Below are 21,466 nucleotides of genomic sequence, written 5' to 3' on the forward strand. Positions count from 1 at the left end.
GGGTGTGACACCCAGTAGAGCAGAACGGGCAGATCCAGTCCACGTCACACCCAATACCAGAGCCCGCTACCGCCGTATCCTGCGCTTTGCCGCGTGGCATCTGACGCTCACCTGGTGGTTCGAGTTGGTGCTTCCTCGTCTAGGCATGGCCCGGATGGCCAACCGGAGCCGGCCCAAGAGGATGCGGCGCTTCGCTCAGCGGTTCCATGTGCTTGCCGTTGAGCTTGGCGGTCTAATGATCAAGGTGGGGCAGTTCATGTCCTCCAGACTCGATGTTCTCCCGCCGGAAATCACCGAAGAACTCGAAGGCCTGCAAGACGAGGTCCCTCCTGTGTTGTTCCCTGCGATCCGGATCCTTGCCGAAACACAGCTGGGTGCGCCGCTGGAGAGCGTGTTCGCTTGGGTGGATCAGACGCCTATAGCCGCAGCATCACTAGGGCAGGTCCACCGGGCGCATCTTCTTCCGAACGATATAGCGGATACCGGGCTCAACAATGTTGTGGTGAAGGTGCAGCGTCCGGGTATTTCGGACATCGTCGACGTGGACCTTGCCGCTTTGCGCAAAGTGGGCGGCTGGCTCAGTCATATCCGCCTTGTGTCCAAACGCGTTAACGCGCCCGCCTTGGTTGAGGAGTTTGCAACCACCAGCCTTCAGGAGATCGACTACCTTCATGAGGCTGCGAATCTGGAGCGCTTCGCCACTGAATTCGCCGACGACGCACGGGTCTTGGTGCCCGGCGTAGTCTGGGAAAGAACTACCCGCCAGGTGCTCACCCTGGAAGATGTCACGGCCATCAAGATTACCGACCTTCCGGCACTCCGGTCAGCCGGGATCGATCCGGCGCAGATTGCCCCCGTTTTCGCGTCGATCATGTTTGACCAATTGTTTACGCTTGGCTTCTTCCATGCAGATCCGCATCCCGGAAATATTTTTCTCACGCCGGTCCCCACCGCAGCGGCCGGGCACCCATGGAAGCTGACCTTTGTGGACTTCGGCATGATGGGTGAGGTTCCGCCCGCCACACGCAGCGGTCTGCGGAAGCTGCTCATTGCGGCCGCCGCAAGGGATGGCAAGGGCTTGGTGGCCGCGATCAGCAATATTGGGGTGCTGGTTCCGTCCGCCAACACTGCCGAGCTTGAACGGGCCATGACGCAGCTCTTCGCCCGATTCGGCGGGATGGGGTTTGCCGAGCTTCGTGAGGTGGACCCGCGCGAGTTCCGAGATTTTGCCGCCGAGTTTGGTGATGTGGTGCGCTCCTTGCCCTTCCAGCTGCCGGAGAACTTTCTCCTCATCATCCGCGCCATGTCACTGACATCTGGTGTGTGCAGCTCTCTGAACCCCCGCTTCAACTTGTGGGACTCGGTGGAACCGTACGCGGCTCAGTTGTTGCGCGAGGAACGCGGCAACATCGTCAAGGATGTGGCGACGCAGATGCTCGACGCCGCGGCCGGCACCTTTCGCCTGCCCAAACGCCTCGATGGTCTGCTCGCCAGCCTCGAGGACGGTTCGATCTCGGTAACGAACCCCAGGTTGGAGCGGCAGATGGTACGGATGAACCGGATGCTGCGCCTGGGCGTTGGTGCAGTGATCTTCGGGGCGTTGTTGATTTCCGGCTCAGCGGTCAGGGCCGACGACCTTGTCTTGGGTTCGGTCCTGATGGGCGTTTCAGTGGTGCCGCTGGTCTTTGGCTTCTGGGCGGGCCGGCGCCGCCGATGATGCCGCCCCGAACCACCTGGGCAGGTGGTGGACGAGGTCCTGTTGGTCCCCTCCGATCCATACGACGTGGCCATCGGGTCGGAGCAGGATCGCGGGCGCACTCAGTTCCCCGCCGGCGAGTTGAACGTGGTGGATTCGATCCGTCCATCCAGACAAGGAAAGTTCACCGGTGGTGTCCAGTAGGAGTCCATGGCCATCGCGGCCGAGCTCGTAAAGACGGCCCTGGCTCAGGGGGATGTCGCGAAGCCGCAAGCCGAGTAGTTCGGGGCCTTCGCCAAAGTCGTAGCGAATCCCGATCCCGGTGATCTTTTCCGCCAAGAAACGGCTGACGCCATCGACATCCATGAGCTCGGTCAAGAGCCGGCGCACAGCCTGTGGGCCGGGCTCCGGCGAGATCAGTTCGGACTGTGCCCGGGTCAGGGCCAACACCCCTTCTGCCACAGGGTGACGCTCTGTGCAGTAGCTGTCCAACAGCTCCTTCGGCGCCCACCCCTTGATCGCGGCGGCGAGCTTCCAACCAAGGTTGAAGGCGTCCTGAATCCCAAGGTTTAGCCCCTGACCGCCCAATGGCGGGTGGACGTGCGCGGCATCGCCAGCGAGGAAGACTCGACCCACTCGGTAGCGTTCGGCCAGGCGTGTGGCGTCGCTGAAACGCGTCAACGAACGCGGCGAGTGCACACCAAAATCGGTTCCCGCGTAGGCCCGCAACTGCGTTTTGAACTCCTCCAACGCTGGCGGCACCGTACGATCCTCGGTGACCGTGGCGGCGGGAACAACGGCACGGAACAGGCCATTTCCGGCCGGACCAATGCCGAAGCCCTTGTGGATCTTGCGAACCTCTGCCGCCACGGAAGCCAATTCCTCCGCCGGTGTGGTGACCTCAACCTCGCCCAGTAGCCACTCGGTCTTGGCCGCCTCACCGGGGAAGCCGATCTTCAGGAGCCGGCGCACAAGGCTTCGTCCGCCGTCGCACGCCACGAGCCAGCGTGAGCGCAAAAGCCCGCCGTCAGCGAGGTGGACGCTGACGCCGTGCTCGTCCTGCTCAATACCTGTTACCTCCGTGCCACGCCGGATCTGGGCACCGAGTTCGACGGCGCGTTCTGCAAGCAGCCGATCGGTCACGGGTTGGGGAATTCCCAGGATGTAGTCGTGGGCGGAGTCCAACGTTGTTGGCCGGGGTGGCTCGATTCCCGCAAACCGGCCAGCACCGCCGGGATACTGTTTCCCTTGTTCAAGGAATCTCTCAAGCAGGCCGCGTTGATCCATGATCTCGATGCTGCGCGGGTGCAAGCCCAGCGAACGGACAGCCAGATTCGGCTCGGCGTCCTTCTCCACGACCAGTACGTCCACGTTGTGCAGGCGCAGCTCGCTGGCGAGCATCATCCCCGTTGGCCCACCACCACTAATAATTACGTCGAACAAGTGAAAACCCCGCTTCCTGAAATTACCTGGACTTAAGAGTAAAGGGGCGCCCCACCAATTGGTGGAACGCCCCTTTGCTACACCGAAACTTAGATCGTCGCGGTATCAATCACAAAGCGGTAGCGGACATCTGATTTCAGGATGCGCTCGTAAGCGTCGTTGATCTGTGCGGCCTCGATCAGTTCCGTTTCCGGGGCGATGTTGTGCTCGGCGCAGAAGTCCAGCATTTCCTGAGTTTCTGCAATGCTGCCGATGCCGGAGGCGGCGAAGGAGCGGCGGTTGCCCATCAGTGAGAAGACGGAGATGGGCAGGGGCTCTGCCGGGGCGCCCACGTTGACCATGGTGCCGTCCAAGCGCAGCAGGGAAACGTAGGAACCCAGATCAACCGCTGCGCTGACCGTGTTGATGATCAGGTCAAAGGTGTTCTTGAGCTGTTCAAAGGTACTGGAATCGCTCGTGGCGAAGTAGTGGTCCGCACCGAAACGCAAGCCATCTTCCTGCTTGCTCAAGGACTGGGACAGCACGGTGACCTCGGCGCCCATGGCGTGGGCGATCTTGACGGCCATGTGGCCCAATCCGCCCATTCCAACAACGGCAACCTTCTTGCCCGGGCCCGCATTCCAGTGGGCCAGTGGGGAGTACGTGGTGATGCCGGCGCAGAGCAGGGGTGCGGCGGATTCGTACGGGATGCTCTCGGGGACGCGAAGAACAAAGTCCTCGTTGACAACAACGTTGGTGGCGTAGCCGCCCTGAGTGACGGTGCCGTCCAGGTCAACGGACGCGTAGGTGCCAACGTTGCCGTTGGTGCAGTAGTTTTCCATGCCGGCCAGGCAGTTTTCGCATTCGCGGCATGAGTTGACCATGCAGCCAACGCCTACGCGATCGCCCAGGGCATGGCGGGAGACGTCGCTGCCAACGGCAGCGACGGTGCCAACAATTTCGTGGCCCACTACCTGCGGGTATGCGATGGGGCCCCATTCTCCGCGGACGGTGTGAATATCGGAGTGGCAGACGCCCGCGTAGGCGATGTCGATCAAAATATCGTGCGGTCCCACTTCACGGCGTTCGATGGTCGTGGCAACGAGCGGCTCGGTGGGGGAGGTGGCAGCGTAAGCGCGTGCGGTAGTCATTAAATCTCCAAGCGTGGGGTTAATCGGCGCCCAATGGCGCGTTCCGTCCTCGACGCTACATGCTCAAAGAGCTGCGGAACAGAGAAAATCCACTAATCCGGGAGGTCTGGTTGATGGGGGCACTGCCAGTGACTGCCTCACGGGAGCCATGGGACGTAAAATTGAATAAATGGACAACAAAACTGAGCTGCGCGAGTTCCTTACGTCCCGCCGCGCGAAGATCCGCCCGGAAGACTATGGCCTGCCCGCGGGAAGCAGTCGCCGCGTGCCAGGCCTGCGCCGGGAAGAACTCGCGGCGCTGGCTGGGGTCAGCGTCAGCTGGTACACCCGGCTGGAACGAGGCAACGCCGTCGGCGCATCAGACGCCGTCCTGGACGCCATTGCCCGAACCCTGCGCCTAGGTGAAATTGAACGCCGTCACCTCTTCGACCTCACTCGCGGAGCAAATAACGCTGGCCCTAAACCCGTACGACGGCGCTCGCCGGCACCCGCCATCCGCACCACCCTGCAACTGGTCATGGACCAGATGACGGAGATGCCCGCCGTCGTCCAAAATGGACGGGGCGACATCCTCGCCATGAATGCTCTCGGCAAGGCGTTGTTTGCCGGGCTCATCGCCGGCGCCGCGGGCGCCTCGAAGATCGGCGCACTAAACCATGCCCGCTACATCCACCTGGATCCTGGCGCTCAGCGTTTCTACGTTGATTGGGATCAGGTGGCCAGTTACAGCGTTGCCATGCTTCATGTAACCGCCGGCCGCAACCCACACGACAAAGACCTGACGAATCTGATCGGCGAGCTGGCCACGGCTTCGGAAGACTTCCGCGTCCGATGGGCCGCCCACGACCTTCACGAGCATCAGTCGGGTGTGAAGCGGGTCCATCACGACGTTGTGGGAGACATGGATCTGATCTACGAGACGTTGTCCCTGCCTGGCGAGTCTGCCCTGAGTATGTACATCTACACGGCAGCTCCCGGCAGTGCATCGGCAGACGCGCTCCGGCTCTTGGGCGACTGGCATGCACCGTGCCCACCGGAGGTCGCCGCCCTCCCAACCACTGCGAAAGGTGGAAAGGAGCCGGGGGCCTAGCGCGGCGAAAGGAAACCCTCGGCGAGGAATCGCCAGCCCCGCGCGAGGATAGCAACATCCACGCAAGCTGTCAGGCATTTTGATCCCGGTTTGGCTTTGACACCGGTCACATGTGTATTCTTATTTGGCTGCCACTTTTTGGCCGCAGTCATCGGGATTGTAACTTTCGGCAATAACCTGAGACGCCCGGCCTCTCGCATCCGTATGCGTAGGGGTCATTCGTCCGTATTTGCCTGAGGGTCCATCCATGACTACGCATATCGCGTGGGCCGCCAATGTCGCCGCCCATTTCGCACCATCTGCGTTTCTTACGGAATTACCGGATCCCCATAGGCTCTGATTTTGGCTTTGACGACGTCGTCAAAGCTCGAGCGTAGGGAATTATCGTGTTCAAGCAACTTTCTAAGATCGGCAAGGCTTTCATGCTGCCGGTGGCCATTCTTCCCGCAGCAGGATTGCTGCTCGGAATTGGTGGAGCCCTCTCCAACCCCACAACGGTGAAGGCCTACCCGTTCCTGGACAACCACGTGCTGCAAGGCATCTTTGGCGTCATGTCGGCCGCCGGTTCGACTGTCTTCGAGAACCTGGCGATCCTTCTCGCCGTCGGCCTGTGTATTGGCCTGGCCAAGCGCGACAAGGGAACCGCCGCACTGGCCGGTGTTGTTGGTTACCTGGTCATGGTGGCAACCATCAAGTCGCTGCTGGGGATCTTCACGCCCGACGCCGCCGCGATTGACACCGGTGTTGTCGGTGCCCTGGTGGTTGGTGGCGTGGCAGTGATGCTGCACAACCGCTTCCACAACATCCAGCTGCCGGCCATTCTCGGCTTCTTTGGAGGTTCGCGCTTTGTCCCGATTGTCACGGCCTTCGCCGCCATCATTGTTGGTGCAGTCTTCTTCATCGTGTGGCCGCCGGTCCAGAACGCCTTGGTCGACGCCGGCACCGGAATTGCCAGCATGGGTGCCTTCGGAACCTTCCTTTACGGCTCCTTGCTCCGCCTCAGCGGTGCTGCCGGTCTGCACCACATGATCTACCCCATGTTTTGGTACACCCCATTGGGCGGCACAGAAATGGTCAACGGCGTCCAGGTTATCGGCGCGCAGAAGATCTTCTTCGCCCAGCTCGCCGACCCGAACCACGTAGGACTCTTCACCGAAGGCACCCGCTTCTTTGCCGGCCGCTTTGCCACCATGATGTTCGGACTGCCCGGCGCTTGCTTGGCCATGTGGCACGTCATCCCCAAGGGCCGCCGCGCCAAGTACATGGGCCTGTTCGCCTCGGTTGCCCTGACCTCCTTCGTCACCGGCATCACCGAGCCCATTGAGTTCATGTTCCTCTTTGTGGCCCCCATCCTCTACGTGATCCACGCAATCTTCGACGGCCTGTCCTTCCTCATTGCAGACCTGCTCAACATCAGCATCGGCAACACCTTCTCCGGTGGCCTGATCGACTTCCTGCTCTTCGGTGTCTTCCAAGGCAACGACCGCACCAACTGGCTCCTCGTCATCCCCGTCGGCATCGTGTGGTTCTTCCTGTACTACTTCACGTTCAAGTTCGCCATCAAGAAGTTCAAGTTCGGTACACCCGGACACTTGGAAGACACGCTCGGGGACGACGCCGAGACCCCCTCAGCAGGCGACGCTGAGTTGGTCCCCGCAACAGTAGGCGGCGCCGAAGCCGGCACGCCGATTCAGCGCGAGGCCGCACAGGTCCTCGCCGCGCTTGGCGGGGCCGAAAACCTGGACGACGTGGACGCCTGCATTACCCGGCTGCGCGTTTCCGTCAAGGACCCAGCCCAGGTGGACAAGGACAAACTTCGCAAGCTCGGTGCCACTGGCGTTTTTGAGGTCAGCGGAGGCGTTCAGGCCGTCTTCGGCGGCAAGGCTGTTCTTTACAAAAGTGCGATTAATGAAAGCCTTGGCATAGACGACTAATCCCGCGCCAACCGCTTACACACCCTAGGAGTCACAAAGATGTTGAAAATGTTCAAGAAAAAGGGCGAGCAGATTTTTGCCCCAGCCGCGGGAACCGTCATGGCGCTTGCCGATGTGCCGGACCCCGTGTTCGCCAGCGGCGCTGTTGGTGAGGGATTCGCCGTCGACCCTTCCGAGGGAAACTTTGTCAGCCCGGTTGATGGCGAGCTGATCCTGCTGGCCAAGACGCTGCACGCCTTCGCGGTGCGTACGGATGCCGGCGCGGAAATCCTGGTCCACGTTGGCATGGACACCGTCAAGCTCAAGGGCGAAGGCTTCACGGCCCATCGCGCCAAGGGCGACCGCATCAAGCAGGGCGATGTGGTCGTCAGCTGTGACCTGGCCCAAATGGCGCCGCTGGTTCCCTCCATGGTCACGCCGGTTCTGGTGACCAACGGCAAGGACTTTGCCATTGCCGAGACCGAAATCGGCGCCAGCGCCGGAACCCCGGTCATTACTGTTCGGAAGAAATAACATGGTGCCCGTCACGGGCGCTGCCTGTGCCATGGTCACTGCTGGGATCGCATCCCCATGGACCTGAGCCGCAGCGGGCCCGCAACCATCAAGCGGGTTTACAACAACAACGTCCTTCTTGCCGAGCTTCACGACGGTAGCGAAATGGTGCTTGTTGGCAAGGGCATCGGATTTAACCACAAGGCGGGCCAGCCCGTTGACCTGGGCGTCGCGGACCAGCGGTTTGTGCCTGACGGCAGCTACGCCGCCAGCCATGTGGCGGGGGTGCTCAGTGATGCCCCGCTGGAGCAGATCGAGCTGGTCCAAGAGATTGTGGCGATGGCCCAGGCTGAGCTGAAGCTGGAGCCGCGGCAGTCGCTGATGGTGCCGGTCCTGGATCACCTGGTCTTCGCCGTGCAGCGCGCCCGTGAGGGCATCAAGGTGGACTTCCCGCTTCGGTGGGAGGTATCCCAGCTGTACCCCGCCGAGGGGCAATTGGGGCGCCGCGTGGTGGATCTGATTGCGCAGCGCCTGGGAGTGCAGCTGCAGGATGAGGAATGGGTGGCGTTTGCGCTGCACTTCGTCAACCAGCAGTGGGGCAAGTCTGATTTCTCCAAGACGGTGTCCATGACGGAAACCATTGCCAAAGTGTTCACGCTTTTGTCAGTGCGGTGGCAGAAGAATGTTGACGAGAACGCCCTCAGCGCCGCCCGCTTCGTGACGCACCTGCGCTATTTGTTTGCACCCTCGGCCGAGGTAACCAGTTCCACCACCATCAAGGTGGATGTGTTGGCGTCCGTGCGCCAGGCCTACCCCGAGGCGGCCGACGCCGCCCTTGAGGTTGCGAAGCTGATCGGCGCCGCCCTCAGGCGTGAGCTAGGCGACGACGAGGTGTCCTACCTAGCGCTGCACACCAGCCGGCTTTATGTGGAGATGACCGGGGCGTAGTCTTCGTTTCTGCCGAAATGGCCCGGCCGCCGCACCTTGACTGGTGCAATGCCAACAGGCCGCCTCCGAGGCTAGCGGCTATTGTCCTAATTTTTCTCTTCAAGGAGTGCTAAGAATGAGCACACAAACCGTTGTTGTGGAATCGTCTGTTGGCCGCATGCCCGTCCTGCTGCCTTGATTGCACGCGACCTGGACACCTAACCAAGTTTTCTGCACGGGGCGTCTCGATCCAATGGATTGAGGCGCCCTTTGCGGCAGCTAGTCGAATTCGTTCTCAGCTCTGTTCGAATGGCGCCCACCGGGGTAGCGTTTCTGAGCATGGACTGGAAATTGGAACTTGTATTTGTACCTGTCTCCGACGTGGACAGGGCCAAGGATTTTTACGTAAACAAGGTTGGCTTCAATGCCGACTACGACGAGCGCCCGGGCGGTGGAATCCGCTTTGTGCAGCTGACACCGCCCGGCTCCGCCTGCTCCATCGCCATCGGTGAAGGGCTTACGGAGGCCGAGCCGGGTAGCGCACCTATGCTGCAAATGGTGGTCAGCGACATTCAGGCAGCTCACGATCAACTGGCCGCCAACGGTGTGGAGGTCAGCGACATCGCTGTGTTGGAGTGGGGGCACTTCGTGTACTTTGCCGACCCCGACGGCAACAAGTGGGCGGTGCAGTATCTGCCCAACCGCCCCAACGGCTAATTGCCGCCAAGGGCAATTTAAAGGGCGGCGATGATCCATTGGGCGTCGTGCCGTTCTCCGGGGGAGAGGCTGATGAGGTCGGTGCCTGAATTAAAGGCGTCCGGCGGGCAGCTCATGGGTTCCACGGCCAGCCCGATCCGGTTCAGCCCGGGTTCGGGCCTGTCCGCCGTGTGGATCTGAACCCAGGGCAGAACCGCCGCGTTCCAGCGCATCACGACGCCCGTGCCTTCGGGCGCCATGACCCTGACTTCAACCTCGTTTGCACTCGTTTCGCCAGCTGTGGTGGTGTGCAGACCTGTGAAGGCGTGGTCGATCTCCGTGCTGCCCAGCTCCCGCCCGTGCCGGAAATCAAAGTATCCGCCGTGGTCGCCTCTGACGTCATCAACTGTGGTGGGAAGCAGGCGCTCCGGCGTCACGCTGAGGACCTGCGACGCCGGCAGCTCCAACGTCCACCCGTCAACAGTTCCGTTACCTGCCACCAAATATGGGTGAGGCCCGACGCCGTAGGGCGCCGGATCTGTGCCCACACCTATGTTCGTGGCCGAGATGCGCCACGCCAAACCCTCCTCGCTGAGGGTGTAGGCGGCCTCGATCGCCAACCGGTGCGGGTACCCTTCTTGAGGTTCGATGACGGCACCAAACGTTGCGCTGTGCGGCGACTGGTTCAGTAGTTTCCATTCGTTCCAGATGACCAGCCCATGCAGTGCCGTCAGCCTGTCGATCTCATTGACGGGTAGTTGGTGACGCTCGCCGCCAAAGGTGTAGGCGCCGTCGGCAATCCTGTTGGGCCACGGGGCGAGGTTGGCGCCGCGGTATCCGGGGCGGATCTCGGCCGCCTCGAAGGGGACCACAAGATTACGTCCGCGGTGGCTCAATGAACGCAGTGATGCGCCCACCGAGGCGATCACCGCGTGGTAGTCGCCGGACGTCAGGGCTATTTGCGTTCCAGAAACCGGGCGCGTGGAATTGCTGTGCATGCGTTCTCCTCTGCGAGAATGTGGTTATGAGCGAAAATGCGTCGGCAAATGCACACCCGCCCGTCATGGCGGACGTGGCGGCCAAGGCAGGCGTTTCACATCAGACGGTCTCACGGGTGATCAACAACCATCCCAATGTAAGCGCCAAAACGCGCGTCGTGGTGGAAGCCGCCATCGCCGAGTTGGGATACCGGCGCAATACGGCCGCGCGGGCGCTGGTGACCCGCCGTTCCGAAACTCTGGGCGTGGTTGCCCACAACATGGAGCACTTTGGTCCGGCACATATCTTGCTGGGTATTCAGGAGGCCGCTCATGCCGCGGGCTACGCGGTCAACACGGTGGGGCTGCCGGACGTGAGTGAACGGGCCATCATGGACACCGTTGAATATCACCTGGCTCATCAGATGGACGGGCTTGTGGTCATTGCCCCGCAGGAAGAAATTGTGCGAGCCATTGAGCGGTTGAGCCCGGGGGTGCCCTTGGTTGCCATTGGCGATATCGGTGCCGCTGGAGTTCAAAACGTGGGCGTTGACCAGCAGCGCGGCGGTTACCTGGCCACCAAGCACTTGATTGATCAGGGGCACCGCAAGATTGCCCACATCATGGGGCCGGTGGATTGGCTTGATGCGCAGGCCCGGCGCCGCGGCTGGGAAGCAGCCTTGGCCAGTGCAGGACTTGAACCGGGACCATTGCTGGTGGGTGATTGGAGCGCCGAATCCGGTTACGAAGCGGCCAAAACCCTGATTGACAACGGTGAATGCACTGCCGTTTTTGTTGCCAACGACCAAATGTCCCTTGGCGTCATGCGAGCCGCGTATGAACGCAAGCTTACGCTCCCCCGCGATCTTTCCATTGTTGGTTTTGATGACAGCCCCGAATCCGGTTTCTACTACCCGCCGCTGACAACCATCCGGCAGGATTTTGCTGAATTGGGTCGGCGCTGCGTAGGCATGCTCTTGGATGGAATCGCCGGTAACGATCCCTTGTTCTCCGTGCGTATCCAGCCACACCTCGTTGTACGGGGCAGTACCGGCCTGCGCCCAACGGCCCTGACCCGCAGCTAGGCCGCAACGCCCAACCTTCAGCGATTCTCGTCAGCTTCGGGCGCCTTTTCACTCTTCAATGCAGCCGAATGCCCTTCGTTATTATTGTTAGCGTTCACAGGCCGGCTGGCAATCTTGACCTCAGCCAGCCGTATTCGGGCGGCGCAACAGATCCATCAAACCCTTGACTCACAACATATATTCGGTATTGTTAGCGTTCACAATAGATTTACTTCCAGGCCGCCAAAGGAGGCGTGCCGGTTGCATTGGTTGAGAGGAACGCATCATGACGCAGGATTCATACGTCATCGGGATTGACTACGGCACCCTGTCCGGGCGGGCGGTGGTTGTCCGGGTAAGCGATGGTGCCGAGCTGGCATCCGCCGTGGTGGAATACCCGCATGGAGTCGTTGAGCGCTCACTGCCCGGGTCTCAGGACAGATTGCCCCCAGAGTGGGCGTTGCAGGTTCCGGAGGATTACCGGCAGGTGCTCAAACAGGCGGTTCCGGCTGCCATTGCCCAGGCGGGGATCAACCCGGCCGATGTGAAGGCCATTGGCACCGATTTCACGGCATGCACCATGGTTCCCACCACCAATGACGGGACGCCGTTGTGCGAACTTCCGCAGTGGGCTGGCGAGCCACACGCCTTTGTGAAGTTGTGGCGCCACCACGCGGCGCAGCCCCAGGCCGAGCGTATCAACGAGCTCGCGCGGGAACGCAAGGAAAGTTGGTTGCCGCGCTACGGCGGGCTGATTTCCTCGGAATGGGAGTTTGCCAAGGGCTTGCAGATGCTCGAAGAAGCTCCTGAGGTTTATGCGGCCATGGATCACTGGGTGGAGGCCGCCGACTGGATTGTGTGGCAGCTTACGGGTTGCTACGTCCGCAACGCTTGCACGGCCGGCTACAAGGGAATCCTGCAGGACGGCAACTACCCTTCCGTTGAATTCCTGACAGCGCTGAATCCTGACTTTGGCCAATTCGTCGTGGACAAGGTGGACCACCCCATCGTCAGCCTTGGCGATGTTGCCGGGCGCCTCAGTGCTGAAGCAGCGGCCTGGACCGGTTTGCCTGAGGGGATCCCGGTTGCCGTAGGAAACGTTGACGCTCACGTCACGGCTCCTGCTGCCAAAGCCGTGCACCCGGGCCAGATGGTGGCCATCATGGGCACCTCGACCTGCCATGTCATGAGCTCCGCCGAATTGCGCGAGGTGCCTGGCATGTGTGGCGTTGTGGACGGCGGCATCATCCCCGGACTGTACGGCTACGAAGCCGGCCAGAGCGGCGTGGGTGACATCTTCGGTTGGTTTATCAAAAACTCGGTTCCGGCCAGCTACCTGGAGCAGGCAGCCAAACAGGGCCTGGGTATCCACGAATACCTGACCTCACTGGCCGAGCGACAAAACATTGGCGAACATGGACTGGTCGCACTGGACTGGCACAGCGGAAACCGCTCGGTCCTTGTTGACCACGAGCTCTCCGGCGTAGTCGTTGGCCAGACCCTGGCGACCCGTCCCGAGGATGGTTACCGGGCACTGTTGGAGGCAACGGCATTCGGAGCCCGTGTCATTGTGGAGACGTTTAATGCCGCAGGCGTTCCCGTAACTGAATTCATCGTTGCCGGCGGGCTCATGAAGAACCAGCTGCTCATGCAGATCTACGCGGACGTGCTAAATCTGCCGCTGTCCACGATCGGCTCCAACCAGGGTCCGGCACTGGGATCTGCAATCCACGCGGCCGTGGCTGCAGGGTTGTACCCGGACATCATGGCGGCCTCGGAGGCCATGGGCAGCGTGAACAAGGCTGTTGTCAGCCCCATCGCGGAAAATGTTGCTGCTTACAACGCCCTCTTCGCCGAGTACAGCCTGCTGCACGACTACTTTGGCCGTGGCGCAAATGAGGTCATGCACAGGCTCAAGGCGATCGCCCGCAATGCGCAAAAGGTTGCCGTCGAACCCACAGGCCTGATCCGAGCAGGGGTGAACGCATGAGCTACGCAGCCGAAACCGGTGCCGCCATTGCAACGCTCCGTGAAGAATTGTGCGCGCTCCATGCAGAGCTCGTCCGCTACGAACTCGTCGTCTGGACCGCCGGAAACGTCTCCGCCCGGGTGCCCGGCGCGGACCTGATGGTCATCAAGCCATCCGGCATTGACTACGACGCGCTGTTGCCGGAATCCATGGTTGTTACCGACCTCTACGGAACCCCCGTGGATGGCGAGTGGGGCAATCCCGCGCTGGCGCCGTCGTCCGATACCGCCGCGCACGCCTACGTTTACCGGCACATGCCCGAGGTTGGTGGCGTAGTGCACACGCACTCCAGCTATGCCACTGCCTGGGCCGTACGGGGCGAAGCCATTCCGTGCGTCTTGACCATGATGGGCGATGAATTCGGCGGTGAAATCCCCGTGGGCCCGTTTGCCCTCATCGGCGATGACTCCATTGGCCGCGGCATTGTTCAGACGCTGGAGGGCTCCCGATCGCCGGCAGTGCTCATGCAAAACCACGGCCCGTTCACGATCGGCGCCAACGCCAAGGCTGCCGTGAAGGCCGCCGTCTTGTGCGAGGAAGTGGCCCGTACGGTGCACCTTTCACGTGAACTCGGCCCCACCATCCCCATCGACGGCGCGCACATCGACAGCCTGCACCAGCGCTACCAAAACGTCTACGGACAGTAACCCCCAAACCACCTCTTGTTTCGAAGGAATGAAAATGTCTTTGCAGCTCAACAACTCCCTGGCCGGCTATGAAGTCTGGTTTCTGACGGGAAGCCAGAACCTCTACGGCGAGGAAACCCTCCGCCAAGTCGCCGAACAGTCGGCCGAAGTCGCCAAGACCTTGCAGGAATCGACAGAGCTTCCCGTACGGGTTGTCTTCAAGGACGTACTAAAGGATTCCGAGGCCATCCGTCGAGCTGCCATTGATGCGAATGCGGATGACAAGGTCATTGGGCTCATCGCCTGGATGCACACGTTCTCGCCCGCCAAAATGTGGATCCGCGGACTCTCCGAACTCAACAAGCCCCTGCTTCACCTGCACACACAGGCGAACGTGGCGCTGCCGTGGGCCGAGATCGATTTCGATTTTATGAACCTGAACCAGGCCGCACACGGTGACCGCGAATTTGGCTACATGCAATCACGCATGGGCATCAGCCGCAAGACCGTGGTGGGCCACGTGTCCAACCCGCTCGTCCGTGAAAAGATCGGCACCTGGACGCGCGCTGCCGCCGCGGTGGCCCAGATCCGGACCCTGAAGGTTGCCCGATTTGGTGACAACATGCGCAACGTTGCCGTCACCGAGGGAGACAAGACCGAGGCCGAAATCCGCTTTGGCGTCTCGGTGAACAGCTGGTCCGTCAACGAACTCGCGGAGGCCGTCGATGCGTCCTCTGAGGCGGATGTTGATGAGTTGATTGCCGAATACCTGCGCCTGTACAACGTGGCGCCCGAACTCCACCCCGGTGCAGAACGCCACGATTCCTTGCGCTACGGTGCCAAGATTGAGCTGGGCCTGCGCAGCTTCCTGGAAGCCGGCGACTTTGGTGCCTTCACCACCAACTTTGAGGACCTTGGCGGCCTGCGCCAGCTTCCCGGCTTGGCCGTGCAACGACTCATGGCCGACGGTTACGGCTTCGGCGCCGAGGGTGACTGGAAGACGGCTGTGCTGATCCGTGCAGCGAAGGTCATGGGCGAGGGTCTGCCCGGAGGGGCCTCCCTGATGGAGGATTACACATATCACCTGGTCCCCGGCCAGGAGAAGATTCTTGGGGCCCACATGCTCGAGGTCTGCCCCAGCCTGACCACCAGCAAGCCCTCCCTCGAGGTGCACCCGCTGGGCATCGGTGGTCGCGAAGATCCGGTCCGCCTTGTGTTCGACGCCGATCCCGGAGCAGGTGTTGTTGTGGCCCTGTCAGACATGCGTGAGCGCTTCCGGCTTACGGCCAACAAGGTTGAGGTGGTTCCGCTGGATGAGCCGCTGCCCAACCTTCCCGTCGCCCGCGCCGTCTGGAAGCCGCTGCCCGACTTCGCCACCTCGGCCGCTGCCTGGCTTGAGGCTGGCGCCGCGCACCACACAGTCATGAGCACGGCCGTGGGCATCGAAGCGTTCCAGGACTTTGCTGACATCTTTGAGGCTGAGCTGTTGGTTATTGATGAGGACACCACCCAGCGCGGATTTGTCCGTGAGATCCGCTGGAACCAGGCCTACTACCGCTTGGCCCAGGGCTTCTAAAAATTCGGTTCTCCAGCTGGTGGAAACAAAGCGGCGCCCGTCCAGTTCATCTGGACGGGCGCCGCTTTTCTATTGTTAGTTAGGGAACGCTGAACATTCGGCACGGGCAGTCCGGGGCGAGTGAAGCGCGGGGCGAGATGTTGTCGGCAAGGCGACTGACGACGTCGGACTTTTGGACACACGCACCGGCGAACTCAGGTTGCTAGGAACGCGAGGGGAAACCCGAACGTCGGGCGGTTGCTGCGATGGCCAGCGCAGCAACACCCAAGCCAATCATCAGCAGGGGCAGAACCATGCCGTTGTAAGCCGTGATGAGGAATGCGCCGAGAACACCGGCGGCGAAGATCGCGATATTGAAGGCGACGCCCAGCAGCGAGTTTGCCATGTCGGCATTCTCGCCGCCAGCCACGCTGATGGCGGTTTGCAATTGCGGTGCAGCTCCGCCGAAGGCAATGCCCCACAGAACCAATGCCAGCAGCACGGCGATGACCGAGTGACTGCCCAACGTGAAGATCGCTCCTGCGGTCATGAAAAGCGCGATACTGGCCAACACCACGAGGCGCGGTGCTCGGTCGATGAGCGAACCTGTAATCCCGAGGCCGATCAGTGCGGACGCGCCGAACACAACGAGCGCCACATCAATACTCAGGGTCATGCCGGCGTCGCGCAGATATAGGGCGATGTAGGTGTAGAGCGTGTTGTGCGCAATCATCCACACGAAGATGACCAACAAAATGGCGGCAACTCCTGGGATCACCAACACCTTGCGGATGGGGATTTGGGATTCGGCGCGCTGCCCCGGCGCGTTGGGGACGATGATGAGCGCGAGGACTGCGGCGAGGACCGCCAAGGCCGAGAGAATGCCAAAGGACCAGCGCCAGCCAAAGGCTGTTCCCAGCCATGAACCCAAGGGCGTGCCTACCGCCAAGCCCAGCGGGGTGCCGAGGGAGGCAATAGCGAGTGCCCGCCCCGCCAACTCAGGCGCGGTGATGCGGCGTGCATATCCGGCCAGCATGCCCCACAACAAGCCAGAGAAAGCTCCGGCGACAAAACGTGCTCCCAGCGTCAGCGCGATATCCGAGGAAACCGCCGCAATGGTGTTGGCAAGGAAGAAGCCGAGGATGGCGACGATGAAAACCGGCTTGCGGGCCATGCCGCGTGTCAATGCCATGGCGGGAAGCGTTAGCACCACAGTGCCCAAAGCGTAGGCGCTCACGAACTGGCCGGCGGTCCCCTCCGCCACACTCAGCCCGTTTGCGATCTGTGGCAAAAGACCAGCAGGCATGGTCTCGGTTGCGATCAAGATGAAACCCATGAACGCCATGATCAACAGCGGGGCCAAGGGCAACTTGCGCCCTGCAGGTGTGAGGTTCTTGTGCGCCGAGGTTGTGGATACAGAGGTCAAGGTGGTGGGAGGCTTTCTGTTGGTGGGCTTGGCTCCAGTCAACAGTGTTTACCGGCTGCGGGGGAGTCCCTGTTGTGAGGGGTACCGTCAGGGACTCCTCAAGCTCCGAGGGGTTGCTGGCAGAATCGGCCGGTCCTGGCCGGACGGTAAAGTGGAAGCGGGTGTTTTTCCTGCCCCACAACTCTGTACCAAAGGACCTCACCCATGAGCTTGATCCGCCTCAATGACGTTTCCGTGCGCTTCGATAAGGTGCAGGTGCTCCGGGAGGCGTTCTTTAAACTTGAGGCTGGAGACCGGGTTGGCATGATCGGGCGCAATGGTTCAGGTAAGTCCACGCTCCTGAAACTGGTCATGGACCAGGTGGAACCCGATTCCGGCACAGTCGCCGTGGAATTGGGCACCAAGATTGGCTATTTCTCCCAGTTCTCCGAGCTCAACGGGGCATCCTCCATCATTGAGGTGCTCGAAGAAGTGTTTGCGCACGTCTTGGAGATAGAAGCCGAGCTGGCACTGATCGATGCCGCGCTCGCCGTCGATCAGCCCGAGGCGGAGATGGACCGACTCATCCACCGCCAGTCCGAACTCTTTGCGGACATGGACCGGCTGGACGGCTGGGACTACCAGCGCTCCATCGACAAGGTACTCACCACGCTGGGCTTCAACGAGGCACACCGCGTCTGCCCCATCGACGATCTATCGGGCGGCTGGCGTAACCGTGCTGCCCTTGCGAAGATCCTGCTCGAAGCCCCCGACGTTCTGCTCCTGGATGAGCCCACCAACTACCTTGACGTGGCCGGTGTGGAATGGCTGGAGGCGTGGTTCAAGAACTTCAAGGGTGCGGCCATCATCGTCTCGCACGATCGCAAGTTCCTGGACGCCGTCGTCACCCGGATCATCGAGCTGGAAAACTTCCACCTGCACGAGTACCCGGGCAACTTTGCTGAGTATGTGGTGGCCAAGCAGTTCCGGCTCAAGACGCTCGAAAGCCAGTTCGTGCACGAGTCGGAGCTGTTGGCCTTTGAAGCCGAGGGCATCTCCGACCGGCGCGAGGCTGCGAAAGCCGCGACGAAGGGTCTGGATTCCAAGCTTTCAAAGATCAAGAAGTCCCGCGCACCGCGGCCCGTTGACAAGATCATCACCGAAATTTATGGCGGCCTTCACGTCAAGGACGTGCTGTGCCGGGTGGAGTCACTGACCAAGTCATATGGGGACCGGACACTTTTCGGTGATCTGAGCTTTGAAATTCGTCGAGGCAACCGGATTGTGGTTCTAGGTTCCAACGGTTCCGGCAAGTCAACCCTGCTGCGTGCCCTGACGGGGGAGGAGCCAGCAGATTCCGGTTACGTCACCTGGGCAAAGGGCGGCGGACTGGTCTCCTACAACCAGGTCCTGGATGAGTTGGATCCCGACGACACCGTCACACACGCCGTCAACGCCATGCCTGACAGTCTGGCCCTGACGGCCACGAAGAAGTCGGTCAACAGATTCCTGGCCATGTTCCAATTCTCCGAGGCCGATCTGAAGCAGCGCATCGGCAACCTGTCAGGTGGCCAGCGCGCCCGCGTAGCCATGGCCCAGTGCCTGCTGTCGGGCGCCTCCGTTCTGGTACTCGATGAGCCCACCAACCACCTGGACATGTCCAGCACCCAGGTCATGGAACGGGCCCTCCTGCACTTCCCTGGCGCCGTGCTCGTTGTCAGCCACGATAGGTTCTTTACCGACAAGATTGCCAACCGCAAGCTGGTGTTCAACGCCGACAACCCCGGCGTGGTGGCCGTTACAGGCGGCTAATCCCGCGTGGTGGTCGATCCTGCCGAGACCCTGAAGCCCGGTCTTTGCAACAAAACTATAGAATATTTGTTCCTGTAAATATTGCTTTTAGGTAACGGTACGTTTAGGGTTGTTTTATGAGTAGTCGGGAGTGTTTCCCCGAGGACCGGGGCGATCCAGCCACACAGGATGTGGCTGGACTGCTCGCTGGAATTACTCTTCCTTCCATTGAACCCTTTGGCCCTGACAATCCCGCCCTGGCGGGATTGTCGGGGCTGGTTCCGTTCCCAGTGCCGGTTCTTGAGCCGTTGACCCGGTTGGTGGTCGCCCAGGGTGTGTACGACGCCGGGATGGTCGCGTTATCCGCGATGAAGGGCCTGGAGGATGCTCTTGCCGCGTGCAAGGCATCGTTGATGGATCGCATCATGGGCGCGGCCTCGGTCGAGGCTGCTGCCATGGAGCTGGATCCCTGGCAGTCAGGCATGGCCGAGACCAGCGCGATATCGAACATGGCGTTGGTTTTACGCATCCCTGAGGTCACGGCCGCGGCGTTGGTGCATCACAGTATTGATCTGTTGCGGCACCGCCCGGGCACCTTTAGGGCGTTGGAATCCGGCGTGTTGTCCTGGCGGCACGCGTGCATCGTGATGAATGAAATCACCACCCTGCATGAAACCCCGGGCATCACCGAGGAGGATGTGGCCAGGTTCGAGGCCAGGTTGTTGGGGTTGGCGGTGGGGACCACGGCGGCCGGGTTCGCATCCAAAGCACGCAGGGCCCGGGAATCATTGTTTCCGGCGTCTATGAGCATCCGGACGAAGAAAGCTTTCGCCCAGCGAAGGATGAGTTGCGAGTCAGGCCGGGATGGGATGTCATGGATGACGTTTTATCTACCCACGGTCGCGGCGGAATCGATCATGGCCCGGTGTACGAGGATCGCCAGGGCGATCAAGGACGACGCCCGCCGCCAACACCGCGCCGCAAACCACGCGAGAAGAAATGAAGCAGGTCCAAGCGCCACAGGGGAAGTGGGAACCAGGGAGGATTTGCTGGAGCACCGGACTCTAGGTCAGCTCCGTGTTGATGTTGCGGCCCAGTTGCTGATGGGCCAAGACCTACCGGCTAATACTTACACCACCCCCACCTCCACGGACCACGACACTTCCAGCGCCGATACGTTCAATCCATCGAACGAGACAGCTGGCGGGCGTGTCTTCCGCAGCGGTAGTCATGACGGCGCCGGTCAAGGCTTCAGTGGGCAGGACACAGGTGGTGTGAGCTTCGGCGGGGTGACGCTAATTGATGAAGAACCCGGCTGGGCGCACAAGGACCCCGAGCAACCGACCGGATGGAAGCCCGTCCCGGGTGGCGGTTGCGACGCGAACAATGCCCCTGGCGGCGCGAATGGTGCCTGGTGTGGTGGCTCGAATGTGGCCAGCCCTGCTGCTGATCCACCTGCACCGCCCGACGAACCGTCGGGCCACTGGCCCGGCGAGCCCGTGGCCAAGCCTCTGCGCGGGCAGCCACCCGATGAGCCCGAGGCCCCCTGCTACCAGCCCGATGTGGATGAGCTGCTGGTTGGCGAGGTGATGGGGGATGATTCCGGGTTTGTGGACGGGGTCATTGACGGGATTGTGGAGGATCCCGGGCGGGACTACCTGAACCAGCTCAAGGAACTGAGGGATGGTGGTATGGTGGCGGGTCCGCCACTGCCGGAAACGATCGTGCTGGTGACGGTCCCGTTCTTAGGATTGTTGGACCTCACCGATGAACCAGGAGAACTCGTTGGCCCTGGGGGTGGGCCGGTCCCTGCCGATATTGCCAGGAAGCTCTTGGCTGGTTCCTCGACGTTCCTGCGGGTGCTGACGGATCCGGTGACCGGTGAAATGCTGCCTTTGAGTCCGGAGCGGTACACGCTTCGAGAGGCGGAGCGTGAGGTGTTGCGGGCCATGGCGGGGAGTTGTTATTACCCGAACTGTCCGAATCCAATCATGGATACCGAGTTCGATCACCTAATGCCCTTTGAACGAGGTGGGAAGACCACGCTGGAGAATGTGCGCCCGGCGTGTAAGAAGCATCATGGGCTGAAGCACTTCAAGGATGACAAGGACAAGCACGGTGTTTATCGCCGATTCAGGGAACCCCAGCGGGAAGGGATCCGGATTCGTGGTTGGACCCCTAAAATGACCCCGGACGGCCGGGTCGGATGGATCACCCCGACCGGAGCCTACGAACCACCCCCGGCAGAACAAGCCCAGCCAACGAAATACCCTAGATGGCTGAAGAAACGCATCACCTGGCAACGCATCACGAGGCTGCGCAAAGACGCCGAGCACAACGAGGGCCAGCCCCGGTGGATGATTTAGAGGGGTCGGAGAGCGGCTTGACTACCGAACTTTGGGCAGTCGAGTGCCGCCGGGCTTTTTACCGCGGGACTTCTTGCCCCGATTTCGTAAATCCCGGACAGCCAGCCCAGGAACGTAGCGGCCGCCCAGCCGCCAAATGGCGACGGTGATCCGTCCAGACACGCTGTAAGGCTCACCAGGGGCAACTGCTGGACGGCGTCGCCTGTGACAGTCTTGAAGTCCACGTAGAGAATTCTGCTGCCGGA

Annotated in this window: 16 protein-coding genes; 12 read left to right on the plus strand and 4 right to left on the minus strand. The window is 61.4% G+C overall.

What is annotated here, in order from left to right; translation table 11 throughout:
- Positions 1-4: 4 nt before the first annotated feature.
- Positions 5-1,717 (plus strand): ABC1 kinase family protein, encoded by a 1,713-nt coding sequence (locus BLV41_RS18815; protein ID WP_074712917.1) that lies wholly within the window; start codon positions 5-7, stop codon positions 1,715-1,717.
- On the opposite strand, the gene rox is transcribed toward BLV41_RS18815, so the two are convergent.
- The gene (gene rox, locus BLV41_RS18820; protein ID WP_074712918.1) at positions 1,667-3,139 is read right to left on the minus strand and encodes a rifampin monooxygenase; all 1,473 of its coding nucleotides are present in this window, start codon (positions 3,137-3,139) and stop codon (positions 1,667-1,669) included. The genes BLV41_RS18815 and rox overlap by 51 nt on opposite strands.
- A gap of 89 nt (positions 3,140-3,228) precedes the next feature.
- Positions 3,229-4,269 (minus strand): NAD(P)-dependent alcohol dehydrogenase, encoded by a 1,041-nt coding sequence (locus BLV41_RS18825; RefSeq protein ID WP_074712919.1) that lies wholly within the window; start codon positions 4,267-4,269, stop codon positions 3,229-3,231.
- Between the two features lie 169 nt (positions 4,270-4,438).
- Here BLV41_RS18825 and BLV41_RS18830 point away from each other — a divergent pair, with 169 nt between their 5' ends.
- The 5 genes from BLV41_RS18830 to BLV41_RS18850 all read left to right on the plus strand — a co-directional run bounded on the left by BLV41_RS18830 (position 4,439) and on the right by BLV41_RS18850 (position 9,429).
- Positions 4,439-5,359 carry a helix-turn-helix transcriptional regulator gene (locus BLV41_RS18830; protein ID WP_074712920.1) on the plus strand — a complete coding sequence of 307 codons (921 nt, stop codon included), beginning with the start codon at positions 4,439-4,441 and terminating at the stop codon, positions 5,357-5,359.
- Positions 5,360-5,745: 386 nt separating this feature from the next.
- The gene (locus tag BLV41_RS18835) at positions 5,746-7,293 is read left to right on the plus strand and encodes a PTS transporter subunit EIIC (protein WP_074712921.1); all 1,548 of its coding nucleotides are present in this window, start codon (positions 5,746-5,748) and stop codon (positions 7,291-7,293) included.
- A 48-nt stretch (positions 7,294-7,341) separates the two neighbouring features.
- On the plus strand, positions 7,342-7,806 hold the full coding sequence (locus tag BLV41_RS18840; RefSeq protein ID WP_211481640.1) for a PTS sugar transporter subunit IIA: 465 nt from the start codon (positions 7,342-7,344) through the stop codon (positions 7,804-7,806).
- Between the two features lie 57 nt (positions 7,807-7,863).
- The gene (locus BLV41_RS18845; protein ID WP_074712922.1) at positions 7,864-8,733 is read left to right on the plus strand and encodes a PRD domain-containing protein; all 870 of its coding nucleotides are present in this window, start codon (positions 7,864-7,866) and stop codon (positions 8,731-8,733) included.
- A 318-nt stretch (positions 8,734-9,051) separates the two neighbouring features.
- Positions 9,052-9,429 (plus strand): VOC family protein, encoded by a 378-nt coding sequence (locus BLV41_RS18850; RefSeq protein ID WP_074713442.1) that lies wholly within the window; start codon positions 9,052-9,054, stop codon positions 9,427-9,429.
- Positions 9,430-9,446: 17 nt separating this feature from the next.
- Here the strand turns inward: BLV41_RS18850 and BLV41_RS18855 are convergent, their stop codons facing one another.
- Positions 9,447-10,406: an aldose 1-epimerase family protein gene (locus tag BLV41_RS18855; RefSeq protein WP_074712923.1), complete on the minus strand. Its 960-nt coding sequence runs from the start codon at positions 10,404-10,406 to the stop codon at positions 9,447-9,449.
- 26 nt (positions 10,407-10,432) lie between these two features.
- On the opposite strand from BLV41_RS18855, the gene BLV41_RS18860 reads away from it, so the two are divergent.
- The 4 genes from BLV41_RS18860 to araA all read left to right on the plus strand — a co-directional run bounded on the left by BLV41_RS18860 (position 10,433) and on the right by araA (position 15,680).
- Positions 10,433-11,470 carry a LacI family DNA-binding transcriptional regulator gene (locus BLV41_RS18860; RefSeq protein ID WP_074712924.1) on the plus strand — a complete coding sequence of 346 codons (1,038 nt, stop codon included), beginning with the start codon at positions 10,433-10,435 and terminating at the stop codon, positions 11,468-11,470.
- Positions 11,471-11,735: 265 nt separating this feature from the next.
- Positions 11,736-13,439 (plus strand): ribulokinase, encoded by a 1,704-nt coding sequence (gene araB / locus BLV41_RS18865; RefSeq protein WP_074712925.1) that lies wholly within the window; start codon positions 11,736-11,738, stop codon positions 13,437-13,439.
- Entirely contained in the window at positions 13,436-14,125 is a 690-nt protein-coding gene (locus BLV41_RS18870; protein ID WP_074712926.1) for an L-ribulose-5-phosphate 4-epimerase, read from the plus strand. Before araB ends, BLV41_RS18870 begins: the two co-directional genes overlap by 4 nt.
- Positions 14,126-14,159: 34 nt before the next feature.
- Entirely contained in the window at positions 14,160-15,680 is a 1,521-nt protein-coding gene (gene araA, locus BLV41_RS18875) for an L-arabinose isomerase (RefSeq protein ID WP_074712927.1), read from the plus strand.
- 202 nt (positions 15,681-15,882) lie between these two features.
- On the opposite strand, the gene BLV41_RS18880 is transcribed toward araA, so the two are convergent.
- A complete protein-coding gene (locus BLV41_RS18880; RefSeq protein ID WP_244516970.1) occupies positions 15,883-17,085 on the minus strand; it encodes an MFS transporter in 1,203 nt (400 codons plus the stop codon).
- Positions 17,086-17,289: 204 nt separating this feature from the next.
- Between BLV41_RS18880 and BLV41_RS18885 the strand changes: the two genes are divergently transcribed.
- Positions 17,290-18,876, plus strand: a complete 1,587-nt coding sequence (locus tag BLV41_RS18885) for an ABC-F family ATP-binding cassette domain-containing protein (protein WP_074712928.1) — start codon at positions 17,290-17,292, stop codon at positions 18,874-18,876.
- Between the two features lie 116 nt (positions 18,877-18,992).
- Positions 18,993-21,221 (plus strand): HNH endonuclease signature motif containing protein, encoded by a 2,229-nt coding sequence (locus BLV41_RS18890; protein ID WP_074712929.1) that lies wholly within the window; start codon positions 18,993-18,995, stop codon positions 21,219-21,221.
- Positions 21,222-21,466 lie beyond the last annotated feature (245 nt).

The organism is Arthrobacter alpinus, from assembly GCF_900105965.1.
In the GTDB taxonomy this organism is placed as follows: domain Bacteria; phylum Actinomycetota; class Actinomycetes; order Actinomycetales; family Micrococcaceae; genus Specibacter; species Specibacter alpinus.

Bases quoted from the DNA above. Each gene is read 5' to 3' on its own strand.
- BLV41_RS18825 (WP_074712919.1), bottom strand. From the start codon at position 4,269: ATGACTACCGCACGCGCTTACGCTGCCACCTCCCCCACCGAGCCGCTC.
- BLV41_RS18830 (WP_074712920.1), top strand. From the start codon at position 4,439: ATGGACAACAAAACTGAGCTGCGCGAGTTCCTTACGTCCCGCCGCGCG.
- BLV41_RS18840 (WP_211481640.1), top strand. From the start codon at position 7,342: ATGTTCAAGAAAAAGGGCGAGCAGATTTTTGCCCCAGCCGCGGGAACC.
- BLV41_RS18845 (WP_074712922.1), top strand. From the start codon at position 7,864: ATGGACCTGAGCCGCAGCGGGCCCGCAACCATCAAGCGGGTTTACAAC.
- BLV41_RS18850 (WP_074713442.1), top strand. From the start codon at position 9,052: ATGGACTGGAAATTGGAACTTGTATTTGTACCTGTCTCCGACGTGGAC.
- BLV41_RS18855 (WP_074712923.1), bottom strand. From the start codon at position 10,406: ATGCACAGCAATTCCACGCGCCCGGTTTCTGGAACGCAAATAGCCCTG.
- BLV41_RS18860 (WP_074712924.1), top strand. From the start codon at position 10,433: ATGAGCGAAAATGCGTCGGCAAATGCACACCCGCCCGTCATGGCGGAC.
- araB (WP_074712925.1), top strand. From the start codon at position 11,736: ATGACGCAGGATTCATACGTCATCGGGATTGACTACGGCACCCTGTCC.
- BLV41_RS18870 (WP_074712926.1), top strand. From the start codon at position 13,436: ATGAGCTACGCAGCCGAAACCGGTGCCGCCATTGCAACGCTCCGTGAA.
- araA (WP_074712927.1), top strand. From the start codon at position 14,160: ATGTCTTTGCAGCTCAACAACTCCCTGGCCGGCTATGAAGTCTGGTTT.
- BLV41_RS18885 (WP_074712928.1), top strand. From the start codon at position 17,290: ATGAGCTTGATCCGCCTCAATGACGTTTCCGTGCGCTTCGATAAGGTG.
- BLV41_RS18890 (WP_074712929.1), top strand. From the start codon at position 18,993: ATGAGTAGTCGGGAGTGTTTCCCCGAGGACCGGGGCGATCCAGCCACA.